A 26,687-nucleotide genomic window follows, 5' to 3' on the forward strand; every position below is an offset into this window, starting at 1 on the left:
CCGCTGGAGGAGTTTGCTATGAAAATTCCCGTAGATAAGCTGACCCGCGCTTTTAAGATGGGCGCGTCCGTTAAGAAGGATTCCGATACGCCGGTGCGCGTCTCGGTCTATCTGGATTCGTCCGCCTCGCGCTTTCTGGCCGAGACGGTGCGTGACGCCTTTGTGCCGCAGACGACCTCGGGCATTGTGCGCGTCGAGCGTCTGGGGGAGGAGCGAATTGCTCCAAAGACCGATACTGATGTGGCACTGGTGCTCTCGTGTGGTTCTGACCGCTTGGAGAGTGCCGTGCAGGAGCTCGTGATCGCCGGCGCGCCCGTATGCGTGCTTGCCGAGTCTGCTGTGGAGGCGCCGTTTATCGAGGAGTCCACGCCCATGCTCGGCGTGGTAGCGGCAACCGATAAGACGTATCTGCTCGAGACGCTTGCCCGCTGGATTCTCGATCGCACCGACAAGGAAACGGCTTTTGCGGCGAACTTTGCCTTCATGCGCATCGCGGCGGCCAATCGTATTATCACCTCGTGCGCGCTTACCAATATGGCGACCGGTGCGTTGGTGTTTTTGCCGGGCGCCGATTATCCCGTTATGGCGCTGGCGCAGGTGGGTATGCTCTTTGAGCTCGCTGCCGTCTTTGGGCGCGGCATTAAGCCCGAGCGCGGCTACGAGGTCGCGGGCGTGCTTGCCGGCGGTCTTGTGATCCGCGCGGTCACCCGCGTGCTCGTCAAGCAGACGCCGCATATTGGGTTTGCCGTCAAGGCGCTCACTGCCGCCGCGGGCACCTATGGTATGGGCCGTGCGCTCGTTTCGCTTTACGAGCGCGATGTCGACTACAGCCGTGCCAACGAGGTGGTCACTGCCACGTTCTCCCGCGTTCGCGATCTGGTGACCACGGTCGCGGGCGCTACCCGTCCTATGGCGTCCTACCAGGACGCATCCGATCTCGCTGCTTAGGGGTTTTCCGTTGCGCGTTGCATACCAAGATTGTTTTCATTTAATTGAGCCGCTGCTCGCCAAGGTCGAGAAACCGAGCCGCTATATCGATCACGAGTGGGGCACGCTTTCCAAGGCCGATGCCGATTACCGTTGTTGCCTGATCTATCCGGACGTATACGAGGTCGGTCTGCCCAACCAAGGTATCGCCATCCTCTACAACATTCTTAACCAGGCCGAGGGCATCTCCTGCGAGCGCGGCTATGTGCCGTGGCCCGATATGGGTGACGCCATGCGCGAGGCGGGTATTCCGCTGCTGTCGCTCGAAGGTGCCGCCCCCGTCGCTTCGTTTGATATCGTCGGCCTGCATGTGCCGCACGAGATGGCGGTGACGAACTTCCTCGAGGCTCTCGACCTCGCTGGCATTCCGCTGTTGGCGGCCGACCGCACCGAGGACGACCCCATTGTCATCGCCGGTGGTCCTTCGGTGTACAACCCCGAGCCGTACGCGGCCTTCTTCGATGCTATCCTCATTGGCGAGGGCGAGGAATCGCTGCTCGAGACCTGCCAGCTGCATCGACGTCTGCGTGACGAAGGGGTCCCGCGCGCGCAGATTGTTGAGCAGCTTGCATCCATTGCCGGCAACTACGTGCCGTCGCTCTATGAGGTTCGTCACGACGAGCCCTGCTCGCCGCATGGCTACACCGTGCCGCGTGAGGGAAAGGATGCGCCGACTGTGGTCTACAAGCGCGTCGTCGAGGACTTTGGTGCCACCAATCCGCTGTCGCAGTCGTGCGTACCCTATGCACAGCTGGTCCACGACCGCCTGTCTATCGAGATCCTGCGCGGCTGCGCCCGCGGGTGTCGTTTTTGCCAGGCAGGCATGACGTATCGCCCGGTGCGCGAGCGCTCGGCCGACCAGATCGTCTCGTCGGTGATTCAGGGTCTGGAAAAGACCGGCTATGACGAGGTGTCGCTGACCTCGCTCTCCACGACTGACCACTCCTGCATTCGCGACGTGCTCGGCAGGCTCAACCGTCGCCTGGAGGATACGGGTATTCGCGTGTCCATTCCGTCGCAGCGCCTGGATTCGTTTGGCGTGGATATGGCCGAGTCGGTCGCCGGCGAAAAGAAGGGCGGCCTGACGTTCGCGCCCGAGGCCGGCAGTCAGCGCATGCGCGACATCATTAACAAGAACGTGACCGAGGAGGACCTGGACCGTGCGGCCAAGGCGGCCTTCGAGGCCGGCTGGAACCGCATGAAGCTCTACTTTATGATGGGCCTTCCCGGCGAGCGCGACGAGGACATCGTGGCCATCGCCAATCTGGCCGATCACGTGCTGGAACTCGGTCGTTCCGTGGTGCCCAAGGCTCGTCGCGGCTCGATTTCGGTGTCCATCTCGGTTTCGGTCTTTATCCCCAAGGCTGCCACGCCGTTCCAGTGGTGCCCGCAGCTCGATTACGACGACGTCAAGCGTCGCCAGAAGCTGCTTATCACGAGCGTTCGCAACCGTGCCGTCCGCGTGCATTACCACGATGCCGAGACCTCGCTCATCGAGGCCGCGCTGTCCCGCGCCGGTCGTGACATGACGCCCGTCATCATCGATGCTTGGCGCGCGGGCTCTCGCTTTGACGCCTGGGTAGAGCATTTCTCGCTCGATAACTGGAAGGGGGCTGCTGCCAAAAACGGCATCGACCTCAATGAGCTCGTGCACCTGCCCTACGAGTTGGACTGGCGCCTGCCGTGGGAGCACGTGAGCCCCGGTTGCACGCGCGGCTTCCTCGAGCGCGAGTACCGACGCTCGCTCGAGGGTGTCACGACTCCCGACTGCACCCGCACGTCGTGCACCGGCTGCGGAATCTGCCCCACGCTCCACGCCAAGAATGTATTGATGGGTGATCGCGCATGAGTGAGCGCCTGACCGACAACCCCACGCTCTTTAGACTTCGTGTTCGCTATGGCAAGCGCGATCGCCTTAAGTACCTGGGCCATCTCGAAGTAATCCATACCATTGAGCGCATCGTGCGCCGTGCGGGACTTCCCTATGCCGTCACGCAGGGCTTCTCTCCGCACATGCGCGTGGGCTTCTCTTCGGCGCTACCGGTGGGTACGTCGTCGACCTGCGAGTGGTATGACCTGTTTATGACCGAGTTCGTGGCGCTCGACGAGGCGTTTGGGCGCCTGGCTGCGGCGTCTCCGGCCGATCTGGCACCCATCGAGGCGGCGTACATCGACGTGCGCACGTCGGCGTTGACGGCGCAGCTCACGCGCCTGTCGTATCGCATTGACCTGCACTTGGATCCCGAGGCGCCCGTAAGCGCCGACGAGGTGCGTCGCGCGATCGACGCACTGCGCGCGGACCATGGCATCGACTACGCGCGCGGCAAAAAAAGCAAGCGCTTGGATTTGGATCACACGCTCGTGGGCTATGAGCTCACGGCGGGGGATCGCCCGGACCATTTGGTGCTCATGCTCGACACCCATGCCGACAACGAGGGCTCCATGCGTCCGGAAATTTTGCTTTCCGCTGCTGATGTTTTGTTGCAGGGCTTGACCCCGGGCGTGGATGCACCTATTGTTTCCACCGGTATGCAAGACCTCGTGACCATCTGCTCCTACGATGTCGAGCGTCAGAATCAAGCATGCGAGGACGACGAGGGCCGACTCGTCAGCCCCATACCTGTGCGAACTTGTGGATTTGCTCCACATACTCGTTGACGGGGGTATTATCGCCTGCTACTATATTCGGCTGTTGCACTAACTGATGCATGAAGGGCAAGTAAACATGTACGCAATCGTTAACACGGGCGGCAAGCAGTACAAGGTCGCCACCGACGATGTCATCACCGTCGAGAAGATCGAGGGCAATGAGGGCGACAAGGTCACCCTGCCGGTCATCTTCCTCAACGATGGTAAGAAGATCGTCACCGATCCCGACAAGCTGGCCAAGGCCAAGGTTACCGCTCAGATCGTTGAGCAGTTCAAGGGCGAGAAGCAGCTGGTCTTCAAGTTCCACAAGCGTAAGCGCTATCGTCGTCTGAAGGGTCATCGTCAGCAGCTCACCAAGCTGAAGATCGTGAAGGTCCAGGCTACGTCCCGCGCCAAGAAGGCTGTCAAGGCAGAGGCCGAGGCTGTTGCCGAGGCTCCCGTCGCCGAGTAGATTACACTCGTAACGAAAGAGTAGGTATACACAATGGCACACAAAAAAGGACTCGGTTCCTCCCGTAATGGCCGTGACTCCCGCGGTCAGCGCCTTGGCACGAAGCGCTTCGCCGGCCAGACGGTAACCACGGGCACGATTCTCGTCCGTCAGCACGGCACGCACATCCACCCGGGTGAGAACGTTGGCCGTGGCAAGGACGACACGCTGTTCGCGCTGGTCGACGGTACCGTTGAGTTCCACAAGGGTATCAAGCACAGGGTCAGCGTACGCCCGCTCGCGAACGCGTAATTCACCCTTCATAGAGCACATATGTGGGAGGCACTTGAGTTTTAGGATTCAAGGGTCTCCCTCTTTTTTGTAGGAGGCGATTCTGTTGTCACAGTTCACCGATATCAGCCGCATTACCGTTTGCGGCGGCGACGGCGGAGCCGGATGCATGTCGTTTAGGCGCGAGGCATTTGTTCCCAAGGGCGGCCCCGATGGCGGCGACGGCGGTCGTGGCGGCAATGTCGTCATCCAGGCCGATGCTCAGCTGTCTTCGCTGATCGATTACCGTTTTAAGCATCACTTCCGCGCCGAGCGCGGCACGCACGGCCAGGGCGCTCGTCGCAATGGCAAGAGCGGCGAGGACCTGATTCTTAAGGTCCCTATGGGTACCGTGGTGCGCGAGCTCGACCCCGAGACGCAGACCCCGATGTTCGAGATTGCCGACCTGGTGCACGATGGCGAGCGCGTCGTCGTGGCGCCCGGCGGTGCCGGTGGCCTGGGCAATACCCACTTTGTGACGTCGGTGCGCCGCGCGCCCGCGTTCGCTCAGCTGGGCGAACCGGCCGAGGAGCACTGGATTGAGCTCGAGATGAAGCTTATGGCCGATGCCGCGCTCGTGGGCTTTCCCTCGGTGGGTAAGTCTTCGCTCATTGCGCGCATGAGTGCCGCCCGTCCCAAGATCGCTGACTACCCGTTTACCACGCTCGTGCCAAACCTCGGCATGGTGCGTGCCGGCGAATATTCTTACGTCGTTGCCGACGTCCCCGGCCTTATTGAGGGCGCGAGCGAGGGCAAGGGGCTGGGCCATCAGTTCCTGCGCCACATTGAGCGCACGGCTTTGATCATGCACGTCGTCGACATGACGGGCGGGTTTGAGGATCGCGATCCGGTCGAGGATTATCGCATTATTAACCGCGAGCTCGAGCAGTATGGCGCCGAGCTTTCGGAGCGTCCGCAGATCGTTGTCGCCAACAAGTGCGATGCGCCGGGCACGGCCGACAAGATTGCCGACCTTAAGCGTGCGGCGCTCGACGATGGCCATATGTTCTTTGCCGTGTCCGCCGTGACTGGCGCCGGCCTCAACACGCTGATGCTTGCCGTGGGCGAGCAGGTGGCTAAGCTTCGCGCCGAGCTGGCGGTCTCTGATGAGCCGGTCGTTCTGCGCGACGATGAGTGGGAGCGCCGCCGCCTGCAGCGTGAGAAGCGGTTCCGCATTGTCCAGGAAGAGCCCGGTGCGTTCCGTGTGGTTGGTCGCGCGATTGAGCGCATGGTCATCCAGACCGACTGGGAAAACGAGGAAGCCATCATCTACCTGCAGCATAAGTTTGCGCGCATGGGTGTCGACGATGCGCTCGAGAAGGCCGGCTGCCGTGCGGGCGACGAGGTCCGCATTTGCCAGCGCGCCTTTGACTTTGAGGGCGCCGAGGACTTCTCGGAGTACGAGGAGCTCGAGGATGCTGGCGAGGACGTTGCCGTTGAGGCCATTGACGTGGCCGATGCTGCGGATGAGGGCGTCGAGGTTGTCGATGTGGCGGATGCCGCGGACGATGTCGAGACTCCGGAGGGCGAGTAAGCCATGTCGCTGCGCGGTGGAATCGGTCTGCCCGAGCTTCCTCTAGAGGTTGGGCAGGAGTTTAGGCTTGGCATTATGGGTGGCACCTTTGATCCCATCCATTACGGACACCTGGTGACCGCTGAGCAGGCGCGCGAGTCCCTCGACTTGGATGCCGTGCTCTTTATGCCGGCGGGCACGCCTGCCTTTAAGCTTGACAAGCCGGTGACGCCTGCCGAGGACCGTTATGCCATGACGGTTCTCGCCACCGCCGCGAACCCGGCCTTTTTGGCGAGCCGGTTCGAGATCGACCGTCCGGGCGTAACCTATACGGCCGATACGCTTCATGCCCTTCGCGACTTTTACCCGCCGCAGGTAAAGCTCTACTTTATTACGGGCGCCGACGCAATTATCGATATTGTGACCTGGCATGATGCCGAACGAATCGCTGAGCTTGCTACCTTTATTGCGGCGACGCGACCGGGCTTTGATATCGATACGGCGCTTGCCCGAATCAAAGAGTCGGGTCTGCCGTTCGACGTGCGCTATATCCAGATTCCGGCGCTGGCGATCAGCTCGACCAACATTCGTAAGCGAGTTGCCCGCGGTATGAGTGTGCGCTATCTTACGAGCGAGTCCGTGCTCGGCTATATTCGTAAACGCGGGCTGTATGCCGATCTGGGTCAAAAAGATTTTGAGTGATGGGGGTCTACGTTGCCGGTAGAGGATCAGTTTGAGGGCGATGAGCGCGCGCTGCTGGCGCGTATTCATGGGCTGCTCGATGTTCGCATGAAGGATAAGCGCAAGCGCTATGTCCATTCGCTTGGTGTTGCCGAGACTGCGTTGCACCTAGCCGAGGTGTACGGTGTCGACCGCTTTGATGCCGCCGCCGCCGGCCTGATCCATGACTGGGACAAGGTGCTCTCCGACGACGAGCTGGTCACGCGCGCTCTGCATTATGGCATTAAGATTGCCGGCTCTCCTTCCGCTGCGACGCCGCTTTTGCATGGCCCTGTTGCCGCCTGTGAGCTTCCGCAGCTTTTTCCCGAGCTGTCGCCGGCGGTCTTTCAGGCTGTCGACCGTCACACCGTGGGCGCTTGCGACATGATGCCGCTCGATATGGTGGTCTTTGTTGCCGATGCCATCGAACCCAACCGCCACGGCGATTATGCCCATGCGCTGCGCAAGATGGTGGGGAAGTCCTCGCTCGACGAGTTGTTCTTCTCCTGTTTTGCGCAGGGTCTGGTCTATGTGATTCAGACCGGGCGTTATCTTTATCCCACGGCTATTACGATTTACAACCATTACGCCCAGCTGCGCTAGCTCGGGTGCGTCTAGAAAGAGGTATTCCATGGCCGACGAGACCATGACCGACGAGCAGATTCTTGAGGGTGTGGAGCACAAGAGCTTCGCCGCCACGTCCGACCGCACCGCCGCCTCGCTGTCCGCGAGCGGTGTCGCCGCCGAGGATGTCGCCCGCGCCGCCGCGCAGGCCGCCTACGACAAGAAGGGCGAGGACGTGCAGGTGCTCGACCTGACCGAGCTTTCCGATGTGTGCGACTACTTTGTGCTCGCCACCGGTACCAACAACCGCCAAGTCGATTCGATCGTCGACGAGATCGAGGAGAAGGTCGCCGAGGCTTGCGGCGAGCATCCGTTCTCCATCGAGGGCCGTGAGCAGAAGACCTGGATGCTCATGGACTACGGTTCTGTTGTCGTCCACGTCTTCACTCCCGAAGCCCGCGACTTCTACCGCCTAGAAAAGCTCTGGGGCGACGCCCCCCAGCTCCCCCTCAACCTCCTCTAGTAGCTCATTTGAGACGGGGTTTAGCTAACCTCACGCATATCGCCGGGCAGTTGCGGTTTTCCGCAGCTACCCGGCTTTCTTTTTACCCAAAGGTGGTTAATCGTTGAAGCGGGATTGGCGGCCGAAGGATAGGGCGGTGTCGCCGAATTTGTCTCGGACGGCGTCGATGGCGACGGAGAGGTCGCGGCGGTCGCTGGATTGGGCTCCGCGGTCATCGATCTCGCAGAACAGGTCGGTTTGGATCCCGCCTTGGTGATCGAAATCGCTCATGCCGATGCCAGCTAAGCGAACATGCATGCCTTCCTGCCAGATGTTGTCGAGCAGTTCGAGTGCAACCGCCACGAAGATGTTCTCATCGTCGGTCGGATGAGGCAGCCGCCGCTGCGCCGTTCGCCCGCTTCCATACGAATACTTGAGCTTGAGCGTCACCGTGGCGCCCGTTAGTCCCTGACGGCGCAGACGGCGTCCCACTGACTCTCCCAACAGTGCAATCGCCGCTTCGATGTCCCCACGCTCAGTCAAATCTTTCGCAAAGGTGCGCTCATTGCTCACCGATTTAACCTCGCGTTCCTCATCAAGACTCGTGACTTCGGAAACCTCGAGTCCCAGAGCACGCTGGCGCATGCGTACGCCGTTGACACCAAAAATAGAGGCCAAGGTGGATTCCGGTGCACGTGACAGCTCGCCGAGCGTGTAGATGCGCATGCGGCGCAGTCGCTCTTCGGCCGAGCGCCCGATGCCGCTCATGGCAGATACCGGCAGCGCGGCCAAAAAGCGCTGTTCGGTTCCGGGACGCACGATGGTCAATCCAAACGGCTTGTCCCGCTCACTTGCGATCTTTGCGACCGTTTTGTTGCAGCCGACACCGATGGAGCAGGTCACGCCGAGCGCTGCCACGCGGTCGCTTATGCGTCGTGCAACCTGCAACGGGTCTTCGGGCGCAAAGCGACCCGGTGTGATATCGATAAAAGCCTCGTCGATGGATACGCGCTCAACGCGCGGGGTCTCGTCGGCGAGAATCGCCATGACCTGCGCGCTGACCTCGCGGTAGCGATCAAAATGCCCATGCGTCCAAATGGCCTGCGGACACAGGCGCCGTGCCTCGGCCGAGGGCATGGCGGAATGCACGCCAAAGCGACGTGCCTCGTAGGAGCAGGTCGATACAACACCGCGAGAATCGGCGTCACCGCCCACGATGAGCGGCTTGCCGCGCCACTCGGGGTGGTCGAGCATCTCCACGCTCGCAAAAAACGCGTCGAGGTCCATGAGGCCCACCGCCGGTCCCGTCCAGGGCGGCGGCGTGACGCCCGCAGCATCCTCATAACCGTATGTATGTTCGCGTCTTTTCATGGCATGAGTATACCGCGCAGCTCATGTGGGGTGCGTGGATGTGCTTGCAAATCGCGAATTCTTGTCTAAGATATGGATTTGCCTTCGACTACACCGAAGAAGTTGGTCTCACGGACTTCACCTGCCCGCGTCGATGGCGTATTATGTTCAACTGTTTGTTTGTAGTTGCAGCCTAAAGCTGCTTGGTTGGAGGAGTTTCCTTTGGCAGTCAAGATTCGCCTTGCTCGTCACGGCGCTAAGAAGCGTCCGTACTACCGTGTCGTCGTCGCCGATTCCCGCGCCCCGCGTGACGGTCGTATCATCGAGGAGGTTGGCCGCTACAACCCGATGACCGCCCCCAAGACCATCAACCTCGATCTCGAGAAGATCGCCGACTGGCAGGCCAAGGGCGCTCAGCTCACCGACGCTGTCGTCGCTCTGGTCAAGGCCGCCAACGAGGGCGAGAAGACCGAGACCGTCGTCAAGAAGTCCAAGAAGCAGCTCGCCAAAGAGGCCGAGGCCGCTAAGGCTGCCGCTGAGGCCGCTGAGGGCGCCGAGGAGTAAATCGTGCCTGAGGTTGACGCTGCACAGCTCGAGGGTGAGGCAATGCTCTCAGATCGCATCGCCGATCTCGTCGAATATCTCGTTGTTCAGATCGTCGACGACCCGGATTCCGTGAGCCTTGAGGTCATCGATGGCGAAGACGCCTCTACTATTGAGGTTTCGGTTGCCGAGGATGACGTCGCTAAGGTCATCGGCCGTCGTGGCCGTACCATCAAGGCCATTCGCACGCTCGCCCGTGCACTGGCCGCTCGCCTCGACACTGCAGTCGAGGTAGAGGTTCTGGGCTAGGACCTTGAGGTCCCAGTACAAAAACATCGCCCGTGTGGTCAAGCCGCACGGAAGGAAGGGGGAGGTCCTCGCGCAGCCGCTGCGGGGGCTTCCTTCTGTATTGGAGCCGGGTATGCGCGTCGCCTTGACGCCGCCGGCACTCAAGCGCGACCGCTTTTGCACGGTCGCATCCGTTAACGATACGGGCGATGGCGATCTGGTCGCGTTTGAGGGCATTGATGACTTGACGGCCGCCGAGGGCATCACGGGATGCTATGTGCTGGCAAATCGTGACGATTTTGAGCTCGATTCGCTCGACGCCGCCTATACCGACCTGATGGGTCGCGAGGTGGTCGATGAGCGCTTTGGCTCGCTCGGCACGATTGTCGAGATTATGTCGACGCCCGCCAACGATGTTTGGGTTGTCGAGGGCGATCGGTACGGCGAGGTACTGATTCCCGTGATCGAGCAGGTTGTGCTCGATCTTCCCGATCAGGGGGCAATTTCCGTCCACGTTATGGATGGTTTGATCGATATGGACAAGTAGGGAGGACAACATGCTGATCGAGACCCTTTCGGTCTTTCCCGAGATGTTTGAGCCCGTCATGTCCACGTCGATTTTGGGCCGCGCCCGCAAGGCCGGCCTTTTTGATTTTAAGGCGTATAACCTGCGCGACTGGACGCACGACCGCCATCGTACCGTCGATGACGAGCCGTACGGCGGCGGGCAGGGCATGCTCATGAAGGTCGAGCCTATTGCCGAGGCCGTCGAGGCCATTAGCGCAGAGGGTCCCAAGCCCACTGTGGTGTTTTTTACCCCCTGTGGCGAGTCTTTTACGCAGCATGTGGCCGAGCGCCTACTCAAAAGTGAGCGCCTGCTGTTTGTGTGCAGTCGCTACGAGGGCGTCGATGAGCGCGCGTATGCGTATGCCGACGAGCGCCTGTCGATCGGCGACTATGTGCTCACGGGCGGCGAGCTCCCCGCCATGGTCGTGGCCGATGCTGTCGTTCGCCTCATCCCCGGCGCCCTGGGCGATGAGATGAGCAACGTGGATGAGTCCTTCTCGACTGCCGAGGACGGTGGCCTGCTCGAATATGCGCAGTACACCCGCCCCGCCGAGTTCAACGGCGAGGGTGTGCCCCCGGTGCTCGTGAGTGGCGATCATGCCAAGGTTGACGCCTGGCGCCGTAAGAATGCCATTGAGCGTACCTGCCGCTGGCGACCCGATCTGATCGAGACGGCGCGGCTTACGCCTGAGGAGCGCGCGTACGCGCAAGAGATTTTGGACGCGTCGTATTCGCTAAGCGAGGAGTGAGAATGGTTCCATCGCAGCATTCCGTGCTAAAGGGTGCCTTTGAGTGGATCGTGGTCGTCGCGATTGCGCTCGTCGCCACCTTTTTGATTCGCTCGTTTGTGGTTGAACCCTTTGTGGTGCCTACCGGCTCCATGGAGTCTACGATCGAGATTGGCGATCAGATCCTGGCGCAAAAGGTGAGCCTCGAGCTCGGTCAGCCCGTCAAACAGGGCGATATTGTGGTATTCCACAACCCCGATGGCACCTCCGAGCACGATGTTCTCGTCAAGCGAGTTATTGCCACGGCCGGCCAGACGGTCGACCTTCAGGACGGACACGTGGTCGTTGACGGCCAGACGCTCGATGAGGACTATACGACCGGCATGAGCTGGCCGCTTTCGGTCCAGGCCCCTGGCGCTCAGGTGAGCTATCCCTACACCGTTCCCGACGGGTGCGTGTGGGTGATGGGCGACAACCGCGAGAACTCTGCTGACTCCCGCTATTTTGGCCCGGTCGACCGCTCCGACTTGATCGCCGTGGCGCTTGTGCGCTACTGGCCGCTCAACCGTATCGGCGCTGTCGACTAAAAACCGCTATAGTACAGTACCTAACCGTGTAATCGTTTCGACGAGGGGATATTAGAGGCATGAACGCTTCATCGCTTTCCTTCCAAGACATCATCCTGCGCCTCCAGCAGTACTGGGGCGAGCAGGGCTGCGTCATTATGCAGCCCTATGACTCCGAGGTCGGTGCCGGTACCTTTCATACCGCGACCACGCTGCGCTCGCTCGGTCCCGCCGAGTGGCGCACCTGCTATGCGCAGCCTTGCCGCCGTCCTGCCGACGGCCGCTACGGCGAGAACCCCAACCGCATGCAGCACTACTATCAGTTCCAGGTGCTCATCAAGCCCTCACCGGTCAACGCCCAGGAGCTTTACCTGGGTTCGCTGGCCGCCATTGGCCTAGACCCCAACGACCATGACGTCCGCTTTGTCGAGGACGACTGGGAGAGCCCGACGCTCGGCGCCTGGGGTCTTGGCTGGGAGGTCTGGCTCAATGGCATGGAGGTCACGCAGTTTACGTACTTCCAGCAGGTGGGCGGCATCGAGGTCGACCCCGTGCCCGTCGAGATCACCTATGGCCTGGAGCGTATCGCCATGTACGCCCAGGGCGTCAACTCGGTCTACGACCTGGTGTGGAGCTATCTGCCCGACGGCACGCCCATGACCTACGGCGACGTGTTCCTGGAGAACGAGCGCGAGTTCAGCGCTTACAACTTTGAGGTCGCCAACGTCGAAATGATGCGTCAGAAGTTTGACGACTACGAGGCTGAGTGCCACTCCTGCCTGGAGCGCAAGCTGCCGCTGCCGGCATATGACTGCGTCATGAAGTGCAGCCACGCCTTCAACCTGCTCGATGCCCGCGGTGCGCTGTCCGCAGTCGAGCGCGCCAACTACATTCTGCGCGTCCGCGCCGTCGCCAAGGCGTGCTGCGAGGCCTACATGGCCGAGGTCGCCGGAGTCAACGAGAATGCCGACCAGGAAGGCGAGGTGGCGTAAGCCATGGCAGACGCTAAGGATTTCCTGTTTGAGATCGGTACGGAGGAAATGCCCTCTGCACCGCTGAACAATGCCGTCAAGCAGCTTGGCACCATGATTGCCAAGGGTCTCGACGAGGCCGGTCTGGCCCACGGCGAGGTCCGCGTGATCTCGAGCCCGCGTCGCCTGGCTGCGCTCGTTGCCGACGTCGCCACCGCGACCGATGAGGTTCACGAGGTTAAGCGTGGCCCCGCGGCCAACATCGCCTTCGACGCCGACGGAAACGCCACCAAAGCCGCCCAGGGCTTCGCCCGCAAGTGCGGTGTGGCTGCCGAGGACCTGGCCCGTCGCGAGGACACCGACGGCCGTGAGTACGTCTTTGCCGAGAAGAACATCCCTTCTGCCCCGGCCACCCCGATTCTGACGGCCCTGTGCGAGAAGACCATCGCCGGCCTGCAGTGGCCCAATTACCGCTCTCAGCGCTGGGGTCACGAGCACGCCACGTTCGTGCGTCCGGTCCGCTGGATCTGCTGCCTTTTGGGCGAGGATGTCGTGCCCGTGTCCTTTGCTGACGTGACGAGCTGCAATACCACGCGCGGCCATCGCGTGCTTGGCCCCGGTGACCATGTGGTCGCCAGCCCCGCTGTTTACGAGCAGGTGCTCGAGGAAGCCGGTGTGCTTTCTGCCGAGCGCCGTCGTGAGGCCATCCTTGCCGGTATCGCCGAAGTCGAGGCTGCTCGCCCCGGCTGCCATGTCGATACGCCCAAGAAGGTCTTTGAAGAGGTCATCAACCTTTGCGAGTGGCCGACGGTGCTCGTCGGTACCTTCGACGAGGAGTTCCTCAAGGTCCCGCACGAGATTATCTGCGAGTCCATGCTCACCAACCAGCGCTACTTCCCAATCTATGACGGCGAGGGCAAGCTCACGCGTGAGTTTGTGGTCGTCTCCAACAGCAAGCCCGAGAACGCCGAGCGCGTGATCGACGGCAACGAGCGCGTCGTGCGCGCCCGTCTGGACGACGCAAAGTTCTTCTACGAGGAGGACCTGAAGATCTCCCTCGACGAGTTCCGTGAGCGTCTGGCCAAGGTTGCCTTCCAGGAGAAGCTCGGTAGCGTGCTCGCCAAGTCCGAGCGTATTGAGCAGCTCGCGCTCGCTATTGCACGCGAGGCCCATCTGGGCGCCCACCTGGCTGCCGATGCCGCTCGCGCCGCGCATCTGTGCAAGGCCGACCTGGTTTCCAACGCCGTCGTCGAGTTCACGAGCCAGCAGGGCGTGATGGGTGGTTACTACGCATGCGCGATGGGGGAGAACGACGAGGTCGCCCATGCTATTCGCGATCACTATCGTCCTCGCTTTGCCGGTGACGAGCTGCCCGAGGGCACCGCTGGCTGCATCGTGGCCTGCGCCGACAAGCTCGATACCATCGCCGGTATCTTTGCCATCGGCGAGCCCCCGACCGGCTCTTCGGACCCCTATGCGCTGCGTCGTGCCGCTATCGGCATCATCAACATCCTGCGCGACCGTCTGCCGATCGATCCCACGTCGCTGATCGACTTCGCCCTTGAGCTCTACAGTGAGCAGGGCATTGAGTTCGACGCCGCCGAGGTCGCCCAGCAGGTTCGCGACTTCTTCCATGGCCGCCTGGTGAGCATGGCCCGCGACGAGAAGATCCCGGCCGATACCGTTGCCGCCGTCTCCGCGGTGCACATCATTGCCCCGTCCGTCTTCTTCGCCCGCTGCGCTGCCCTCGACGAGGCCCGCAAAAACGACGCCGAGACCTTCGACAACCTGGCCACCGCCTATGCCCGCGCCGCGCATATCTCCAAGCCCGAGCTGGGTGCGGAGTACGACCGTAGCCTGATGGGCGATGCCGAGCTTGCTCTCGCCGACGCCTCCGAGGCCGCTCAGACTGCCGTCGACGCAGCCCTTGCTGCCGAGGATTACCCTGCGGCATTTGCCGCCCTTGCCGCCCTGCGTGCCCCCATTGACCGCTTCTTTGACGAGGTTATGGTCATGGACAAGGACGAGCAGCTCCGCGATAATCGCCTTAAGCTGCTCAACCGCTTCGAGGCCGTTTTCTCCGGCATCGCCAACATCGGTGAGCTTGCCCGCAAAAAGTAAGCTAGCCTGCGAGTAAGCGCAAAAGGAGCCCCGCATGGATTGCCCGGTCACCGCTCGTCCAACCGTTATCGTTATCTCCGACTCGCTCGGTGATACCGCTTGTGAGGTGGTGCTTGCGGCGTCCGGGCAATTTGATGAAGGGGCTTTTCGTCTCTTGCGCCTGCCCAAGGTGAACTCAGTGGAGCAGGTCGAGTCGTTTGTGGGCCCGCGCGTCGATGCCGACCATCGCGATATTGCCGTGTTCCACACCATCGTCAACCCGGCGCTTCGTGCTCGCGTGCTCGACTACTTGGGTATGCTGCACATTCGCTCGGTCGATCTGATCGGTCCGACGCTTGCGGTGCTGTCGTCGCTTATTGGCGTGCCGCCAAAAGGAGTGGCGGGTGTGATCCATAAGACCGATGACCGGTATTTCCACCGCATCGAGGCCATGGAGTATTTTGTCGAGCACGATGACGGGCGTGGTTGCGACGATTTGTCGGGTGCCGATATCGTGCTGCTGGGCGTGTCGCGCACGTCCAAGACGCCCCTGTCGATGTATTTGGCCTATCAGGGTTACAAGGTTGCCAATGTTCCTTTTGCCCATGGCATGGAGCCGCCGAAGTCAATTTTCGAGGTCGACCCGATGCGGTTGTTCGGCTTGATTTCGACCGTCGATGTGATTTCCGAAATTCGCGATAGCCGCTTGGGTGATGACTACGCCCGCGCCGTCGCCGGTTCCTATGCCGAGCCCGAGAGCGTGCGCAGCGAGCTCGAGGAAGCCCGTGCCCTCATGAAGCGCCTGGGCTGCTTTGTGGTGCGTACCGACGGCAAGGCGATCGAGGAGAGCGCCTCCGAGATCATTAGCCATCTGGAGGAAATCAAAGAAGCCCGCGCACGCCGCGCCGCCCGTCGGGCCCAACAAACGTAGCCCATTTGGGATAAGGTTGTGTTTGGGTAGCTAATTTGGGACGGGGCTATTTTAGCTACCCATAATCCGGATACGGCTTGGGGCCGAACGCTCGTGTGGGGTAGCTAAAATAGCCCCGTCCCAAATTAGCCACCCAAAGAGACTACCTCAAAATAATGCATGATTATGGTAAAGCGATTTAGCAGTTATTACCGCTTTTGACCTGCAAGTTACTTGCATTGGTATCTTCATAAGGTAACCACCTTTACCTACCGTTTACCGCCAGTTTTAGCACGTTTACCAAACCGCGCATCCTCTGCTCAAGCCCGCTCAAAACCCGCCGTATAGTTCCCTCACGGCCCGCATCCGGCGGGTCGATTCGTTACCACGGTCGTGCGCGAGAGCGCATGGAAGGGGAAGTATCGTGAGCGATTGCAAGAGGGTTTACCGTTTTGGAACCGACGCTCAGGGCACCTGTGTCACTGAGGGCGACAAGTCCATGAACTTCGTGCTTGGCGGCAAAGGCGCAAACCTTGCCGAGATGAGCCGCATCGGCCTGCCGGTCCCCGGTGGCTTTACCATTACCTGCCAGACCTGTGTTGAGTACTCCGGTGCCGGTAACGTCTGGCCCGAGGGCGCACTCGATGAGATCGTTGCCGCCGAGGCAGACCTCGAGGACCGCTGCGGCAAGAAGCTTGGTGACGCTAACGATCCGCTGCTCGTGTCGGTTCGCTCGGGTGCTCCGTTTTCCATGCCCGGCATGATGGACACGGTTCTCAACCTGGGCCTCAACGACGACTCGGTTCAGGGTCTCATCGCCCAGACGCAAAACCCGCGCTTTGCCTGGGATAGCTACCGTCGCTTTATCCAGATGTTCTCCAACGTTGTCATGGGCGTTGACGCCGACCTATTCGAGAATGCCCTGACCCATGCCCGCCTGGTCGCCGGCGCCCGCGTCGACTCCGAGCTTTCGGCCGAGGATCTGCAGGAGCTCGTCGAGACGTTCAAGGGTATCTTCTCCGAGTACGTCGAGGCCGCCCTGTACCCCGAGCTCGAGGTCGCCGACGGCAAGCCTGTCTTCCCGCACGATCCGGAGCTCCAGCTGCGCCTTGCTATCCAGGCCGTCTTCGGCAGCTGGATGAACGAGCGCGCCTGCATCTACCGCAAGCAGCACGGCATTTCCGACGACCTTGGCACCGCCGTCAACGTTCAGGCTATGGCCTTTGGCAATAAGGGCGAGACCTCGGCGACCGGTGTCGCCTTTACGCGCAACCCGGCCGACGGCACCAAGGAGTTCTACGGTGACTTTCTGGTCAACGCCCAGGGCGAGGACGTCGTCGCCGGCATCCGCAACACCGAGTCCATTGCCGACCTCAAGACCACCCCGGGCCTCGAGTCCGCAGGTGAGGAGCTTGAGCGTGTCTTCCTGACGCTTGAGGATCACTACCGTGACATGTGCGACATCGAGTTTACCATCGAGCAGGGCAAGCTCTGGATGCTCCAAACCCGCGTGGGCAAGCGTACCGCCACCGCCGCTCTGCGCATCGCTATCGAGATGGTCGAGGAAGGCCTCATCACCCGTGAGGAGGCCGTGAGCCGCATCGACCCTGCGCAGCTCGACCAGCTCCTGCACCCGCAGTTCGACTCCTCTAAGAAGTACGAGGCGCTTGCACACGGCCTTAACGCCAGCCCCGGTGCCGCCGTGGGTGAGGTCGTGTTCTCGAGCGATGACGCCGTCGCGCGTTCTGCCGAGGGCCATAAGGTCATTCTGGTCCGCTGGGAGACCAACCCCGATGACCTGAAGGGTATGGTTGCCGCCGAGGGCATCTTGACGAGCCATGGTGGCAAGACGAGCCACGCCGCCGTTATCGCCCGTGGCATGGGTACCCCCTGCGTCTGCGGTGTCGAGCGTTTCCATATCGACGCGGCCGAGAAGGTCGTGCTCATCGAGGGCAGCGACCGCGTGCTGCACGAGGGCGACATCATCTCCATCGATGGCACTCAGGGCATCGTCGTCGATGGCGCTGTCGATTTGGTCTCCGCTGAGCTCACCGGCGATCTGGACACCATCCTGTCCTGGGCCGACGAGATCCGCTTGGACGAGACCGACGGTCACGCCAACCACGTGCGCGTCAACGCCGACAACCCCGAGGATGCCGCGCTCGCGCTCGAGTTTGGCGCCGAGGCCATAGGCCTGTGCCGCACCGAGCACATGTTCCTGGGCGACCGTAAGAACATTATCCAGAGCTTCATCCTGTCCGACGACGAGGCTGTGAAGCAGCAGGCCCTGGCCGATCTGCTCAAGGTCCAGACTGAGGATTTCTTGGCGATGTTCAAGACCATGTCCGGTCGCGATGTGGTCGTTCGCCTGCTTGATCCGCCGCTGCACGAGTTCTTGGATAATCCTCGCGAGCTCGAGGTCGCCATCACCAAGAAGGAGGCCGCCGGCGCTCCCGAGGAGGAGCTCACTGCCCTGCGCGCCCGCCTGCGTCGCATTGACGGCATGGTCGAGTCCAACCCCATGCTGGGCTTGCGCGGCGTGCGCCTGTCCGTCGTCTTTGGCGATCTGCCGCTCATGCAGGTCCGCGCTGTGGCCACGGCTGCCGCCCGCCTTATCAAGGAAGGCGTCGACCCGCGTCCCGAGATCATGGTTCCGCTCGTCTCCATCACTGCCGAACATGTCCAAACCCGCGAGGTCATCGATCGTGTCATCGCCGAGGTATCCTCCGAGGAGGGCGTCGAGCTCAACATTCCCGTGGGCACGATGCTCGAGCTGCCGCGCGCCTGCATGGTCGCCGACGAGATCGCCCAGCACGCCGACTTCTTCTGCTTTGGCACCAATGACCTCACCCAGACGACCTTTGGCTTCTCGCGCGACGACGCCGAGGCCAAGTTCATCCCGCTGTACATGCATAAGAAGATCCTGAAGGACAACCCCTTCGAGACCATCGACGCGGCGGTGCTGGAGCTGGTGCGCATGGCTGTCGAGAAGGGCCGCGCCACCAACCCCGGCATGCACTTTGGCGTGTGCGGTGAGCACGGCGGCGACCCTAAGTCTATCAAGGGCCTGTTCAACGTGGCCGATGTGGACTATGTGTCCTGCTCGCCTTACCGCGTGCCCCTGGCGCGCCTGGCCGCCGCTCAGGCCAAGCTCGAGGCCAAGCGTTCTGCCTAACGTTTTGGGTGTAGACGCCTAGTGTAGCCCCCCCCTTCATGCCGCCCGTCTCATTCGTGAGGCGGGCGGTTATCATGTGCGGGTTTTGTCTTTTTGTCTGCGTAAAAAATTGTTCTTGCAGCAGAAACCCGCGCGTGTATACTCAAATACGTTTGTTCAACTACGTGCCGGCCAAGATGGTACGGCACCTCTAGAAGAGTAAGGAATTGCACATGGATTACATCCGCGCAATCGAGCGTCAGCAGATCCGCGAGGACATTCCTCAGGTTCGCGTCGCCGACAACGTCAAGGTTCACTACCGCATTAAGGAAGGCGACCGCGAGCGCATCCAGGTCTTCCAGGGCGACGTCATCCGCATGGCCGGCGCCGGTGCCCGCGAGACCTTCACCGTCCGCAAGATGTCCTTCGGTGTCGGTGTTGAGCGTACCTTCCCGCTTCACAGCCCCAAGATCGCCAAGCTCGAGGTCGTTCGTCATGGTCGCGTCCGTCGCGCCAAGCTGTACTACCTCCGCGACAAGGTGGGCAAGGCTGCTCGCATCCCCGAGAAGCGCTAAGAAGATCGCAGCGTCTGTCCACTCGTTTGGACACAAGGGTCACCTTCGGGTGGCCCTTCTTTTTATCTGATTTGCATGCAAGGAGGGCCTGGTATGGCCAACATGACGAGCTCGGTTTCGGCATCGCAGGTTGCCGGTGAGCTGGCGAGCGCTACGTTTGAGGAGATTCCCGCCCTCGTGGAGCATTATCGCGAGGACCCGCGCCAGCAGGTGATCAAGGCTTGTGAACGCGCCCTCAAACGCCATGCCAAAGAGCTTGCCGAGCGTGAGCGCGTCAATGACATGTACGAGCTTATGCATGAGCTTGGCGGCGATGGGGTGGTCGTTGGTGTCGATGAGGTGGGTCGCGGATCGGTGGCCGGTCCTCTGACGGTGTGCGCCGTCTGTCTTCCTATGGAGCCGCGCGTCTGGGGTATCAACGATTCCAAAAAGCTCACGCCGGCGCGACGCGAGCTGCTCTCGGTGAAGATTGCCGAGGTGGCGACGGCGATTGGTTTTTGCCATATCGCGCCGAAGGATATCGATGATATGGGCATGGCCCGCGCCATCCGCGCTGCCGTCGCGGGCGCCGTGGCCGATACGGGGCTCGAGCCCGACTGCGTCCTCATGGATGGCAACCCCTTGGGCGCCGTTCCTAACGAGCGCGATGTGGTGAAGGGCGATGCCAAAATCGCCTGCATCGCCGCGGCGTCCATCATGGCCAAGGTCACGCGTGACGAGATGATGGTCGAGTACGACGCCGAGTACCCCGAGTACCATCTGGCAGAGTCGAAGGGCTATGCAAGCCCCGAGCATATCGAGGCCATTCGCAAACATGGACTTTGTCCACTGCACCGCGTGAGCTTTTGCGGAAACTTTTTGCAGACTGAGCGCCTTTTCTAGGTCAATTGTGGAGAAAGGGACCCCTAGCGTTTTATAAACCTGCTGGTACCGGGCCGTGTGCAACGTGATTGTTGCGTACGGTCCTTTTTTTGACGGCATTTGGTCAGCTTTTGGTTTGTTTCCGGTACTTACCCGCATGAAAGGTGCCCTCATCATCGGGGCAATGCAGTGTGCGGGAAAGGAGACCCCATGAGTGCCGCAAGCAAAAAGAGCAAGACGCAGCAGCTCAAGGAGCGTTGGGAAAACGGCGAGCTCGATTGCGGGGCGATGACGCCTGAGCTTATCAAGGGACTCAGCCCCCGCGAACTGGGCATGCTGGGCGAGCTGATCACCATCGACTACTTTAACGAGCGCGGCTACACCTTGCTGGAGCAGGGTTATCGTTGCACCGAGGGTGAGGCCGATCTGGTGCTGCTCGATGAGCTCGACGATGTCGTGGTGATGGCCGAGGTCAAGACCAGACGCGTTGCACTGGATTGCAACACGCGGGTCTTTCCCGAGGAGGCCGTGGACGCCCAAAAGCAACGCCGCTATCGCCGCATCGCAAGTTGCTATCTCATGGAGCATTATCCGCTCAAGGCGATTCGCTTCGATGCCGTGGGCGTCACCATCCGCGGCGGGCATATCGCCGAGATCGAGCATCAGTACAACGCATTCGATTGGCAGGTGTCGTGATGGCGTTCGAGACGTTTGCCGTTCACGCGGCCTGCATCCGCGGCGTCGAGGCGATTCACGTCACGGTCGAGGTCTCGCTTGCCGGTGGCGTTCCGGGCATCCAGATGCTCGGCATTCCGAGTATGGAGGTGATGGAGTCACGCGGTCGTATTCGCTGCGCGATGCGCTCCGCCGGGTTCGAGATTCCGCGCTCGGGCATTACGGTCAATCTGGCGCCCGGCGATATTCGCAAGACCGGTAGCGGCTTTGATCTGCCCATCGCCATTGCGGTATTGGCGGCCGATGGTCAGATTCCCCGCGACAACCTCGATCGTTGTCTTATCGCAGGTGAGCTTGGCTTGGACGGTACGGTGCTTCCTGTCAAGGGCGAGGTGGCGTTTCAGCTATTGGCGCGTGATATGGGGCTGTCCTTTATCGCCGGCAGGTCCGATCAGCATGTGCCGCTTGCGGGCGTGGATTGCGGATTCATCGATCATTTGTCTCAGCTTGCTCATGGTATGGGCGATGCCGCGCGGCACTATTTGGATTCTGAGGGCGTCGAGGCGACCTTTGAGCCCGAGCTCGACTATGCCGACGTACTGGGGCAGGAAGTCGCTAAACGCGGCATGGCGCTTGCGGCGGCAGGAGAACTCGGCCTGCTCATGATTGGGTCCCCGGGATCGGGCAAGACGATGCTTGCGCGCCGTATGACCGGCATCCTGCCCGAGCTTTCCGTTGAGGATCAACAGGAGGCGCTGTGCATCCATTCGGTTTTGGGTGAGAACATTGATGGCTTGTTGGCGGGGCACCGGCCCTTCCGCAGTCCCCACCACAGTATTTCAACCGCAGGCCTTATCGGCGGAGGACGCCCGGTGCATCCGGGTGAGATCAGCCTGGCTCATGGCGGCGTGCTCTTTTTGGACGAGCTTGCCGAGTTTCCCACGGGTGTGCTGCAGACGCTGCGTCAGCCCATCGAACGCGGCTGTGTGAGGATCGTGCGCGTCGACGGGGCCTTTACCTTCCCGTCGCGCTTTCAGTTGCTTGCTGCGAGCAATCCCTGCCCCTGCGGCTTTTTGGGCGATCGCGAGGTGCCATGCCGCTGCTCGGCATCGATGGTGGAGCGCTATCGGGCAAAGCTGCGCGGTCCTTTGGCCGACCGTATCGACATGATGATCGATGTGACCCGTCCCGACCCCCAAGTGATTATCGAGGGTGCGGAGGGTATGTCGTCGGCTGAGTTGCGTGACTACGTTGTGCGCGGTCGCGCCTTTCGCGCCTGGCGTGAGTCCCGTATGGACGATGCGGATGCCGAGGCCGAGGATGACGAGACGCGGTCCATTGACGGCGTCGTTTCGACCTTTGAGCTCGATGATGCGGCGGAGAAGTGTGTGCTCGGCTTGTCGAAGCGCACGCATCTCACAGGCCGCGGCATCGTGCGCCTGGTGCGTATCGCGCGTACCATCGCCGACGTCGCCGAGAACGAGCAAGTGACGCAGGACCACGTGCTCGAGGCGGCGATGTACCAGGGAAGGAGGGACCAATGATGACCGAGGGGACCTTCGAGCTGCATCCAGGTGACGCGTTGTATCCCGAGACCGTTTTGGAGCTTTCTGATGTACCACAGACGCTCTTTGTGCGCGGCAACCCCGAGGTGCTTTCGACGCCTGCGCTCTCCATCATCGGCGCGCGCAAGGCCTCTCCGTATGGTCTTGCCGTGGCAGAGCTTGCGGCAAAGGTGGCGGTCGAGGCGGGAGTGACGGTTGTTTCGGGCGGCGCGGTCGGTTGTGACCAGGCCTCGGGTTGGGCTGCGGTCAACGCCGGCGGCAAACACGTCGTGGTGCTGGGGACGGGCGCCGACGTGGTTTACCCGCGTTCGAGCGCGGGGCTTATTACTCGCACGCTCGATACGGGTGGCGCGATCGTGTCGATCTCTCCGTGGGGCATGGGTCCGCGCAAGTTTGCCTTTCCGCGCCGCAATCGCGTGATCGCGGCCCTGTCGCAAGCCCTCTTTGTATCCGAGGCGGGTATGCCTTCCGGGACGTTTTCTACAGCCGAGGCTGCTATGGATTTGGGGCGCGAACTTCTTGCCGTGCCGGGGTCGATCCTATCGCCCGAGTCGCGTGGCACGAATTACCTCATTGCGAACGGTGCCTGCTGCATCATCGACGAGGAATCTATCGAGATGGCTATTTCACGCATCTACGGCACCCTGCGCTACTCGCGCCCCGATGCTCCCGGTATTGCCGACCTGGATCCAACACAGCAGACAGTGATGCATGCGCTCATCGCCTCTCCGCTCAAGGTCGATGACATCGCGGCGCTCGTCTCGCTCGATGCCGTCGGCGTACTCAAACTCCTGGGTTCGCTTGAGCTCGAGGGTCTTATCGAGCGCATGATGGATGGAAGGTATGCGCCCTCCAAGTTTGCCCTTCACGCCCAGACCCCCTTCGGTCACAATGGAAAACGTGTCAATTAGAAAGGTGTTTGCAGATGCTGTTTGATCAGGTGACGGTTATCGGTGGCGGTTTGGCGGGTTCGGAATGCGCGATCCAGCTGGCAGATCGTGGGTTCGCCGTAAAGCTGTGCGAGATGCGCCCCCAGGTGAGCTCCCCGGCCCACCATACCGATCACCTGGCAGAGCTCGTCTGCTCCAATTCGTTTAAGTCGACCCGTCCGGACTCTGCGGCTGGTTTGCTGAAGGCCGAGCTTGAGCGCATGGGCTCGGTCCTGCTCGATTGCGCCCGTCGCGCGGCTGTTCCCGCCGGTGGTGCCCTGGCGGTCGACCGTGTCAAGTTTTCCGAGCTTGTCGAGGCCGAGGTTGCCGCCCGTCCCAATATCGAGGTTGTCCACGGCGAGGTCACCCAGATTCCCGAGGGTCATGTGGTCATTGCCGCGGGCCCCTTGTGCTCGCCGGCGTTGAGCGAGGAGGTCATGAAGCTCGTCGGTGGCGACGCCCTGGCGTTCTTTGACGCGGCGGCCCCGATCGTCGATGCCTCGACGCTTGATATGGACGTGCTGTTCTCGCAGTCGCGCTACGAGGAACAGGGGAGCGGCGACTATCTCAATGCCCCGCTCAACAAGGAAGAGTACGAGGCCTTTATCGAGGCGCTTACCACGGCCGACCGCGTGGTGCTCAAGGACTTTGAGGGCGGCGATCTGTTCCAGGCATGCCAGCCTGCCGAGGAAGTTGCGCGCACCGGCAAGGACGCCATTCGCTTTGGCGCCATGAAGCCCGTCGGCCTCACCGACCCGCGTACCGGACGTCGCCCCTGGGCGGCGATTCAGCTGCGTGCCGAGAACAAGGAGAAGACCGCCTATAACCTGGTGGGCTTCCAGACCAACCTGACCTTTGGCGAGCAGAAGCGCGTCTTCCATATGGTGCCGGGCCTTGAGAACGCCGAGTTCTTCCGCTACGGTGTCATGCATCGCAATACCTTTGTCGACGCCCCGCACGTGCTCGATGGCACCTTTGCCGTGCCCGGTACCGGCGTGCGCCTGGCCGGTCAGATCACCGGCACCGAGGGCTATATGGAGGCCGTGGCGACCGGTCTGCTCGCGGCGCTCAACACCTATGCCGAGGCTATCGGTACCGCGGGCGTCGAGTTGCCGCGTGTGGGCGCCCTGGGTGCGCTCGTGGGCTATGCGACCGATCCTGCCACCGTGGGCTACCAGCCCATGCATGTCAACTTTGGCCTCGTGCCGCCGCTCGAGGACGGCAAACGCCGCAGCAAGCGCGACCGCTACCAGGCCTACGCGGACCGCGCCCTCGAGGCCCTGGATGCCTATCTGGCCACTCGCCCCGATCTGTTTGGAGGCGACCGGTCATAGCCTTTGACCTGTACGACACCATCGACTCGTTCATCGCCTATATTGCTCGCGTCGAGGGACTTTCTCCCAACACGGTGACGGCCTACGCTTCGCGGCTGGAGCGTTTCGCTTCATGGTGCGAACGCGAAGGCGTCGATGCGCGTGCCGCCGACGTACGGACGGTTCGCTCCTATTTGGCCGAGCTGTCGCGTGACCAGGTGGCGGCTCGGACCCTTGCGGCGCACTTGTCTGCCATTCGCTCACTTTATCGGTGGATGGCGGCAGAGGGGATCGTTGAGGGCGATGCGGTCTCGGCAATTTCCTCGCCCAAGCTCCCGCGTGATCTGCCCGGTGTGCTGACGAATCAACAGGTGGAGGCGCTCCTCAAAGCCCCCGATACCTCAACTCCCGCGGGACTGCGCGATGCGGCGATGCTCGAACTGCTCTATGCATCCGGCGCGCGTATCTCTGAGCTCGCATCACTCAATATGGAGTCCATCGCTTGGTCCGAACGCACGCTGCGCCTGTGGGGCAAGGGGAGCAAGGAACGTATCGTCCCTCTGTATCGTCGTGCGCTCGAGGCGACGCGTCTCTATGTTGAGGAGGGCAGGCCGGAGTTGCTTGCTCGGGCAAAGCGCCGTGACCCCGCTACCGGGCCGCATCCGCTGCTTATATCGGCGCGCGGCAATCGCATGAGCGCCGCCATGCTCAGGCGGCGGTTCCATACGCTGGCGACGCTCGCCGGCATTCCGGCTGACATCGCCCCGCATGCGATGCGCCATACCTTTGCGACCGACTTGCTCGAGGGCGGTGCGGACCTTCGCTCGGTTCAAGAGCTGCTGGGTCATGCGAGTCTGTCCACGACGCAGATCTACACGCATCTCACGCCCGATCGGCTTAAGCGGGCCGTGGCTCAAGCCCATCCCCGCGGCGAATAGTGGCTGGGACGTCCTGCGCCGCACTCAGGTGTGTGGTTTTGATTGCGGGTTGGCAGGAAGATGCATTCCTGCTATCATTCATCGGGTTGCTTCACGGCAACAGGTTTTTATCACGCACGCGCGGCTACTTCATACCGTGGTGCCCGGGCTTTGGTAGCACATGTCCGGGTTGGTTTTGGAGGATGACCCCGCGCGGAGGCAAACCACAGGAGGTTTAACATGGCTACCAAGATTAATATCCGCACCCTGCTCGAGGCCGGCTGCCACTTCGGTCACCAGACCCGTCGCTGGAACCCCAAGATGAAGCCGTTCATCTTCGGTGAGCGCAACGGCATCTACATTCTCGACCTCAAGCAGACCATCCTCGACGCCGACCAGGCCTACACCTTCGTCAAGAACGTCGCCAAGGGCGGCAACGTGCTGTTCGTCGGCACCAAGAAGCAGGCTCAGGAGGCCGTCAAGAACGCTGCTGAGCGCGCCAACATGCCCTACATCAACCAGCGTTGGCTCGGCGGCATGCTGACCAACTTCGTCACCATCCGCTCCCGCATCAACCGCATGGAGGAGCTCGAGGCCATGGTCGATGACGGCCGCATGGCAGTGCTTCCCAAGAAGGAGCAGGCTGTTCTCGGCAAGGAGCTCACCAAGCTCCAGACCAACCTCGGTGGCGCCCGCGACATGAAGGGTCTGCCCCAGGCTCTCTTCGTCATCGACACCAAGCGCGAGGAGAACGCCATCAAGGAGGCCCAGCGCCTGAATATCCCCGTCGTTGCCCTGATCGATACCAACTCCGATCCCGACGAGGTCGAGTACGGCATCCCCTGCAACGATGACGCTATCTCCGCTGTCACCCTTATGTGCGAGCTCATGGCTGACGCCTGCCTCGCTGGCTCCGGCAAGGAGCAGGTCTCCGAGGCCGAGATGGCCGCTGAGCCCAAGGCCGAGTAAATCAGTCTTAG

At 61.6% G+C, this 26,687-nt stretch carries 27 protein-coding genes; 26 read left to right on the forward strand and 1 reads right to left on the reverse strand.

What is annotated here, in order from left to right; all coding sequences use genetic code 11:
* Window positions 1-18 precede the first annotated feature (18 nt).
* From DXD49_RS05340 to rsfS, 9 genes are all read left to right on the forward strand, one after another.
* Window positions 19-948 carry a YcjF family protein gene (locus tag DXD49_RS05340; protein WP_117794416.1) on the forward strand — a complete coding sequence of 310 codons (930 nt, stop codon included), beginning with the start codon at window positions 19-21 and terminating at the stop codon, window positions 946-948.
* A gap of 10 nt (window positions 949-958) precedes the next feature.
* A complete protein-coding gene (locus DXD49_RS05345) occupies window positions 959-2,836 on the forward strand; it encodes a TIGR03960 family B12-binding radical SAM protein (protein ID WP_117794417.1) in 1,878 nt (625 codons plus the stop codon).
* On the forward strand, window positions 2,833-3,645 hold the full coding sequence (locus DXD49_RS05350) for a TIGR03936 family radical SAM-associated protein (RefSeq protein ID WP_117794418.1): 813 nt from the start codon (window positions 2,833-2,835) through the stop codon (window positions 3,643-3,645). Before DXD49_RS05345 ends, DXD49_RS05350 begins: the two co-directional genes overlap by 4 nt.
* A gap of 67 nt (window positions 3,646-3,712) precedes the next feature.
* Complete coding sequence (gene rplU, locus DXD49_RS05355; protein WP_035138585.1) at window positions 3,713-4,087, forward strand: 50S ribosomal protein L21; 375 nt, start codon at window positions 3,713-3,715, stop codon at window positions 4,085-4,087.
* 33 nt (window positions 4,088-4,120) lie between these two features.
* Complete coding sequence (gene rpmA / locus DXD49_RS05360; RefSeq protein WP_089573443.1) at window positions 4,121-4,378, forward strand: 50S ribosomal protein L27; 258 nt, start codon at window positions 4,121-4,123, stop codon at window positions 4,376-4,378.
* 85 nt (window positions 4,379-4,463) lie between these two features.
* Window positions 4,464-5,930, forward strand: coding sequence for a GTPase ObgE (gene obgE, locus DXD49_RS05365; protein WP_199568963.1), 1,467 nt, complete (start codon window positions 4,464-4,466; stop codon window positions 5,928-5,930).
* A 3-nt stretch (window positions 5,931-5,933) separates the two neighbouring features.
* Window positions 5,934-6,611 (forward strand): nicotinate-nucleotide adenylyltransferase, encoded by a 678-nt coding sequence (gene nadD, locus DXD49_RS05370; RefSeq protein WP_117794420.1) that lies wholly within the window; start codon window positions 5,934-5,936, stop codon window positions 6,609-6,611.
* Window positions 6,612-6,698: 87 nt separating this feature from the next.
* Window positions 6,699-7,232, forward strand: coding sequence for a bis(5'-nucleosyl)-tetraphosphatase (symmetrical) YqeK (gene yqeK / locus DXD49_RS05375; protein WP_199412313.1), 534 nt, complete (start codon window positions 6,699-6,701; stop codon window positions 7,230-7,232).
* Between the two features lie 28 nt (window positions 7,233-7,260).
* Entirely contained in the window at window positions 7,261-7,716 is a 456-nt protein-coding gene (gene rsfS / locus DXD49_RS05380) for a ribosome silencing factor (protein WP_022094751.1), read from the forward strand.
* A 96-nt stretch (window positions 7,717-7,812) separates the two neighbouring features.
* Here rsfS and dinB read toward each other — a convergent pair whose 3' ends face one another.
* Window positions 7,813-9,066 carry a DNA polymerase IV gene (dinB, locus tag DXD49_RS05385; RefSeq protein ID WP_117794422.1) on the reverse strand — a complete coding sequence of 418 codons (1,254 nt, stop codon included), beginning with the start codon at window positions 9,064-9,066 and terminating at the stop codon, window positions 7,813-7,815.
* Between the two features lie 201 nt (window positions 9,067-9,267).
* On the opposite strand from dinB, the gene rpsP reads away from it, so the two are divergent.
* From rpsP to rpsB, 17 genes are all read left to right on the forward strand, one after another.
* Window positions 9,268-9,609 carry a 30S ribosomal protein S16 gene (gene rpsP, locus DXD49_RS05390; RefSeq protein ID WP_117735148.1) on the forward strand — a complete coding sequence of 114 codons (342 nt, stop codon included), beginning with the start codon at window positions 9,268-9,270 and terminating at the stop codon, window positions 9,607-9,609.
* Between the two features lie 42 nt (window positions 9,610-9,651).
* The gene (locus DXD49_RS05395; protein WP_229042092.1) at window positions 9,652-9,897 is read left to right on the forward strand and encodes a KH domain-containing protein; all 246 of its coding nucleotides are present in this window, start codon (window positions 9,652-9,654) and stop codon (window positions 9,895-9,897) included.
* Window positions 9,898-9,931: 34 nt separating this feature from the next.
* Window positions 9,932-10,423, forward strand: coding sequence for a ribosome maturation factor RimM (rimM, locus tag DXD49_RS05400; protein ID WP_233502215.1), 492 nt, complete (start codon window positions 9,932-9,934; stop codon window positions 10,421-10,423).
* A gap of 10 nt (window positions 10,424-10,433) precedes the next feature.
* Window positions 10,434-11,192, forward strand: a complete 759-nt coding sequence (gene trmD, locus DXD49_RS05405; RefSeq protein WP_117735151.1) for a tRNA (guanosine(37)-N1)-methyltransferase TrmD — start codon at window positions 10,434-10,436, stop codon at window positions 11,190-11,192.
* A 2-nt stretch (window positions 11,193-11,194) separates the two neighbouring features.
* Complete coding sequence (gene lepB, locus DXD49_RS05410; protein ID WP_117794423.1) at window positions 11,195-11,758, forward strand: signal peptidase I; 564 nt, start codon at window positions 11,195-11,197, stop codon at window positions 11,756-11,758.
* 59 nt (window positions 11,759-11,817) lie between these two features.
* Entirely contained in the window at window positions 11,818-12,729 is a 912-nt protein-coding gene (locus tag DXD49_RS05415) for a glycine--tRNA ligase subunit alpha (RefSeq protein ID WP_006236091.1), read from the forward strand.
* Window positions 12,730-12,732: 3 nt separating this feature from the next.
* Window positions 12,733-14,829 (forward strand): glycine--tRNA ligase subunit beta, encoded by a 2,097-nt coding sequence (gene glyS, locus DXD49_RS05420; RefSeq protein WP_117794424.1) that lies wholly within the window; start codon window positions 12,733-12,735, stop codon window positions 14,827-14,829.
* Between the two features lie 34 nt (window positions 14,830-14,863).
* Window positions 14,864-15,739, forward strand: coding sequence for a pyruvate, water dikinase regulatory protein (locus DXD49_RS05425; protein WP_117794425.1), 876 nt, complete (start codon window positions 14,864-14,866; stop codon window positions 15,737-15,739).
* Between the two features lie 403 nt (window positions 15,740-16,142).
* The gene (gene ppdK, locus DXD49_RS05430) at window positions 16,143-18,893 is read left to right on the forward strand and encodes a pyruvate, phosphate dikinase (RefSeq protein WP_117794426.1); all 2,751 of its coding nucleotides are present in this window, start codon (window positions 16,143-16,145) and stop codon (window positions 18,891-18,893) included.
* 212 nt (window positions 18,894-19,105) lie between these two features.
* Window positions 19,106-19,447, forward strand: a complete 342-nt coding sequence (gene rplS / locus DXD49_RS05435) for a 50S ribosomal protein L19 (protein WP_006236098.1) — start codon at window positions 19,106-19,108, stop codon at window positions 19,445-19,447.
* A gap of 93 nt (window positions 19,448-19,540) precedes the next feature.
* Window positions 19,541-20,329 (forward strand): ribonuclease HII, encoded by a 789-nt coding sequence (locus DXD49_RS05440; protein WP_117742722.1) that lies wholly within the window; start codon window positions 19,541-19,543, stop codon window positions 20,327-20,329.
* Window positions 20,330-20,518: 189 nt separating this feature from the next.
* Entirely contained in the window at window positions 20,519-21,004 is a 486-nt protein-coding gene (locus tag DXD49_RS05445) for a YraN family protein (protein WP_117794427.1), read from the forward strand.
* Window positions 21,004-22,527, forward strand: a complete 1,524-nt coding sequence (locus DXD49_RS05450; RefSeq protein WP_117794428.1) for a YifB family Mg chelatase-like AAA ATPase — start codon at window positions 21,004-21,006, stop codon at window positions 22,525-22,527. The genes DXD49_RS05445 and DXD49_RS05450 overlap by 1 nt, the downstream gene beginning before the upstream one ends.
* Window positions 22,524-23,459, forward strand: coding sequence for a DNA-processing protein DprA (locus tag DXD49_RS05455; protein WP_369831604.1), 936 nt, complete (start codon window positions 22,524-22,526; stop codon window positions 23,457-23,459). Before DXD49_RS05450 ends, DXD49_RS05455 begins: the two co-directional genes overlap by 4 nt.
* Before the next feature lie 14 nt (window positions 23,460-23,473).
* Window positions 23,474-24,811: a methylenetetrahydrofolate--tRNA-(uracil(54)-C(5))-methyltransferase (FADH(2)-oxidizing) TrmFO gene (gene trmFO / locus DXD49_RS05460; protein WP_117794429.1), complete on the forward strand. Its 1,338-nt coding sequence runs from the start codon at window positions 23,474-23,476 to the stop codon at window positions 24,809-24,811.
* A gap of 20 nt (window positions 24,812-24,831) precedes the next feature.
* On the forward strand, window positions 24,832-25,728 hold the full coding sequence (locus DXD49_RS05465) for a tyrosine recombinase (protein WP_117794430.1): 897 nt from the start codon (window positions 24,832-24,834) through the stop codon (window positions 25,726-25,728).
* A gap of 219 nt (window positions 25,729-25,947) precedes the next feature.
* Window positions 25,948-26,676 carry a 30S ribosomal protein S2 gene (gene rpsB / locus DXD49_RS05470; protein WP_117735161.1) on the forward strand — a complete coding sequence of 243 codons (729 nt, stop codon included), beginning with the start codon at window positions 25,948-25,950 and terminating at the stop codon, window positions 26,674-26,676.
* The last annotated feature ends 11 nt before the right edge of the window (window positions 26,677-26,687 follow it).

The organism is Collinsella sp. TM05-38 (assembly GCF_003466445.1).
Lineage (GTDB): Bacteria > Actinomycetota > Coriobacteriia > Coriobacteriales > Coriobacteriaceae > Collinsella.

Coding starts and splice junctions, on each gene's coding strand:
- DXD49_RS05395 (WP_229042092.1), top strand. CDS start 9,652: ATGCTCTCAGATCGCATCGCCGATCTCGTCGAATATCTCGTTGTTCAG.
- rpmA (WP_089573443.1), top strand. CDS start 4,121: ATGGCACACAAAAAAGGACTCGGTTCCTCCCGTAATGGCCGTGACTCC.
- rsfS (WP_022094751.1), top strand. CDS start 7,261: ATGGCCGACGAGACCATGACCGACGAGCAGATTCTTGAGGGTGTGGAG.
- DXD49_RS05450 (WP_117794428.1), top strand. CDS start 21,004: ATGGCGTTCGAGACGTTTGCCGTTCACGCGGCCTGCATCCGCGGCGTC.
- DXD49_RS05455 (WP_369831604.1), top strand. CDS start 22,524: ATGATGACCGAGGGGACCTTCGAGCTGCATCCAGGTGACGCGTTGTAT.
- DXD49_RS05425 (WP_117794425.1), top strand. CDS start 14,864: ATGGATTGCCCGGTCACCGCTCGTCCAACCGTTATCGTTATCTCCGAC.
- rplU (WP_035138585.1), top strand. CDS start 3,713: ATGTACGCAATCGTTAACACGGGCGGCAAGCAGTACAAGGTCGCCACC.
- glyS (WP_117794424.1), top strand. CDS start 12,733: ATGGCAGACGCTAAGGATTTCCTGTTTGAGATCGGTACGGAGGAAATG.
- nadD (WP_117794420.1), top strand. CDS start 5,934: ATGTCGCTGCGCGGTGGAATCGGTCTGCCCGAGCTTCCTCTAGAGGTT.
- DXD49_RS05350 (WP_117794418.1), top strand. CDS start 2,833: ATGAGTGAGCGCCTGACCGACAACCCCACGCTCTTTAGACTTCGTGTT.
- rplS (WP_006236098.1), top strand. CDS start 19,106: ATGGATTACATCCGCGCAATCGAGCGTCAGCAGATCCGCGAGGACATT.
- rpsB (WP_117735161.1), top strand. CDS start 25,948: ATGGCTACCAAGATTAATATCCGCACCCTGCTCGAGGCCGGCTGCCAC.
- lepB (WP_117794423.1), top strand. CDS start 11,195: ATGGTTCCATCGCAGCATTCCGTGCTAAAGGGTGCCTTTGAGTGGATC.
- dinB (WP_117794422.1), bottom strand. CDS start 9,066: ATGAAAAGACGCGAACATACATACGGTTATGAGGATGCTGCGGGCGTC.
- trmD (WP_117735151.1), top strand. CDS start 10,434: ATGCTGATCGAGACCCTTTCGGTCTTTCCCGAGATGTTTGAGCCCGTC.
- DXD49_RS05440 (WP_117742722.1), top strand. CDS start 19,541: ATGGCCAACATGACGAGCTCGGTTTCGGCATCGCAGGTTGCCGGTGAG.
- DXD49_RS05340 (WP_117794416.1), top strand. CDS start 19: ATGAAAATTCCCGTAGATAAGCTGACCCGCGCTTTTAAGATGGGCGCG.
- trmFO (WP_117794429.1), top strand. CDS start 23,474: ATGCTGTTTGATCAGGTGACGGTTATCGGTGGCGGTTTGGCGGGTTCG.
- yqeK (WP_199412313.1), top strand. CDS start 6,699: ATGAAGGATAAGCGCAAGCGCTATGTCCATTCGCTTGGTGTTGCCGAG.
- DXD49_RS05415 (WP_006236091.1), top strand. CDS start 11,818: ATGAACGCTTCATCGCTTTCCTTCCAAGACATCATCCTGCGCCTCCAG.
- DXD49_RS05445 (WP_117794427.1), top strand. CDS start 20,519: ATGAGTGCCGCAAGCAAAAAGAGCAAGACGCAGCAGCTCAAGGAGCGT.